The sequence below is a fragment of the Acidiphilium sp. PM genome (assembly GCF_000219295.1).
In the GTDB taxonomy this organism is placed as follows: domain Bacteria; phylum Pseudomonadota; class Alphaproteobacteria; order Acetobacterales; family Acetobacteraceae; genus Acidiphilium; species Acidiphilium multivorum.
On record NZ_AFPR01000278.1, the window covers coordinates 1 to 2,886 of the forward strand.

The 2,886-nt window shown below is 72.7% G+C and carries 2 protein-coding genes; one reads left to right on the plus strand and one right to left on the minus strand.

What is annotated here, in order from left to right; all coding sequences use genetic code 11:
• Positions 1–1,445, plus strand: a 1,445-nt coding sequence (locus tag APM_RS11345) for an efflux RND transporter permease subunit (RefSeq protein WP_007423521.1), incomplete at its 5' end; no start/stop codon positions are given.
• 18 nt (positions 1,446–1,463) lie between these two features.
• Here the strand turns inward: APM_RS11345 and APM_RS11350 are convergent.
• Entirely contained in the window at positions 1,464–2,777 is a 1,314-nt protein-coding gene (locus APM_RS11350; RefSeq protein ID WP_013640982.1) for a sorbosone dehydrogenase family protein, read from the minus strand.
• Positions 2,778–2,886: the final 109 nt, after the last annotated feature.

Sequence of the window (2,886 nt, forward strand, 5' to 3'; positions counted from 1 at the left end):
CGCGCTTCCTGCCGCGCTTCCGCGAGAATGACGTGATCGTCCACTACCTGGCCGCGCCCGGCATGTCGATCGACGCGATGCTGGCGATCGGCCGGCAGGTGGTCGGCACGATCGAGCACCTGCCCGAGGTCGCCAGCGCGGTGATGCATATCGGCCGGGCCTCGATGAGCAACGGCCATGCCGGGGTGAACAAGGCCGAAATCGACATCACGCTCAGCCGGACCGGGAACCGCCACGCCGCGCGCTCGACACAGCGGATTCTCGCCGCGGTCGACGGCATCCAGGGGCTGACCTGGTGGAGCCATACCTTCCTGAGCGAGCGGATCGACGAGAGCCTGGCCGGGGTGACGGCGCCGGTGACGGTATCCGTCTACGGGCCGAACCTCGCCCGGATCGACGTCGCGGCGCAGCGCATCGCCGCCGCGGCGCGGCACCTGCCGGGGGTGCGCGCGGCATCGCTCGCCGCGACCCAGGCGGAGCCCACCCTGTCGGTGACGCTCGATCGCGCGGCGATGCTGCGCTATGGCGTGACGGCGCGCGCGGCGCTCGCGGCGCTGCGGATCGCCTATGCCGGCACGGTGGTCGGCCATGTGTATCGCGGCACGCTGGTCGAGCCGGTGGTGGTGACGCTGCCGAAGGCGCTGCGCCGCGAGCCGGCCTCGGTGGGCGACCTGCCGGTGGCGGCGTCCGGCGGGATGGTGGTGCCGTTGCGGCGGATCGCGCAAATCGGCCAGACCCGCGGCCCGGCGCAGATCCTGCACGATGACGGCCGGCGGGTGCAGGTCGTCACCGTGCAGACCGCGCACGGGCGGTCCGCGGCGGTGGTCGCGGCGCTGCGCCGGCGCATCGCCGGGCTTGGGCTCGGGGCCGGAATTTATGTGCAGTATGGCGGCACCGCGATCGCGGGCGGGGCGGCGCGGCGCTCGCTCGTCGTGCATGCGGGGATGGCGCTGGGCGTCATCCTCTCGCTCATCGCGCTGGCGCTGCGCGACGCGCGGGCGGTGGCGCTGATCGTCGGCATCCTGCCGGTCGCCTTTGCCGGCGGCGTCGCGGCGGTGTGGATCTTCCTCGCCGGTCATCTCGGCCTCGGCGCGATGGTGGGGCTGGCGACGCTGTTCGGCCTGACGCTGCGCAACGGGCTGCTGCTGCTGATCCACATGCGCCGGCTGGTGCTGGAGCACGGGATGGACTGGTCGGCGGCGACGGCGCGCGCGGCGGCGGCCGACCGGCTGCCGGCGATCGTGATCACGGCGAGCGTGACGGCCCTCGGGCTGCTGCCGCTGGCGATCGCCGCCGGCTCCCCCGGCGATGCGATCGAGGGGCCGATGGCGATCGTCATTCTCGGCGGGCTGCTGACGGCGACGCTGCTCTCGCTGTTCGTGCTGCCGGTGCTGGCGCCGCGCCTCGCCCGATTCCGCCCGCCGGCGGATGACGGCCTCGGCTGACGGCAGGGCGCGCCGGCCTCAGGCGCCGGTCACCCGCCAGATCACGTCGCCGACATCGTCGGCCACGAGCAGGCCGCCATCCGGGCCGAGCGCGACGCCGACCGGCCTTCCATAGGACTCTCGTTCGTCCGCCGAGAGGAAGCCGCTCAGGATGTCGCGCGGCGGGCCGGCGGGGCGGCCATCGGCGAAGGGGATGAAGACGACCTTGTAGCCGCTCAGCGTGCTGCGGTTCCACGAGCCGTGCTGGCCGATCGCCATGCCTTCGGGAAAGCCGGGCAGCGCGCCGGCGGGCAGCCAGCAGAGGCCGAGCGAGGCGGTGTGGCCGCCGAGCGCGTAATCCGGCGTGAGGGCGCGGGCGACGAGGGCGGGGTCCTGCTTCACCCGGTCGTCCACCGTCTGGCCCCAGTAGCAATAGGGCCAGCCGTAGAAGCCGCCCTCGCGCACGGTGGTGAGATAGTCGGGCGGGGTTTCGTCGCCGATGCCGTCGCGCTCGTTGACCACCGTCCAGAGCGCGCCGGTGCGCGGCTCCCAGGCGAGGCCGACCGGGTTGCGCAGGCCGGCGGCGAAGATGCGGCTGGCGCCGCTGGCAAGGTCGATCTCGTGGATGGCGGCGCGGCCTTCCTCCACCGCCATGCCGGCCTCGGCGATGTTGGTGAGCGAGCCGACGCCGACATAGAGTTTCGCGCCGTCCGGGCTCGGCAGCAGGCTGCGGGTCCAGTGGCCGCCGGGGTTGAAGCGGGTGAGCCGCCGCCCCGGCGCGGCGATGCGCTCCGCGCCGTTCGTGTAGGGGAAGGCCATCACGCCATCGGTATTGCCGACATAGAAGGTGTCGCCGACCAGGGCCATGCCGAAGGGCTGGTTGAGATTTTCCATGAAGGCGTTGCGGATTTCGGCGACGCCGTCGCCATCCGCGTCGCGCAGGCGGGTGATGCGGTTGGCACTCGGCCCCATCGCGGCGGCGCGCTTCATCGTGCTGATCATCGCGTAGTCGAAGATCGAGGAGGGCGGGCGCGGCACCTCGCACGCCTCGGCGATCAGCACGTCGCCGCCGGGGAGCGCGCAGATCCAGCGCGGGTGCTGCAGGCCGGTGGCGAAGGCGTTGACCTTCAGGCCGGGAGCGGCCACCGGCGTGCGCCCCGCGGGCCAGCCGCGCGCCGTCGGCATCTTCAGGGTCGGGATGCTGCCCTGCGATTTCGCCGGCGGGATGGCGGGCGCGGTGCCCCAGGCGGGCTGGCGGGGCGCGTCCGACCGGCGGGCGAGAACGGCGGCGCCGCCGACCAGGGCGACGATCTGCGCGAAGATATCGGAAACGCTCACTTCATGCTTCTCCATGGATTTCAGGGCGGTGCGTCCGGCCGGGCGGACCGGAAACTGCCCTGTGCGAACAGTCACATCGTTTCGTTGTCGTGATGTTATATTGTTCGTCCATTTTCGCCGCATG

Excerpts from the sequence above, each read along its gene's own strand:
- APM_RS11350 (WP_013640982.1), bottom strand. The coding sequence starts at position 2,777 with ATGGAGAAGCATGAAGTGAGCGTTTCCGATATCTTCGCGCAGATCGTC.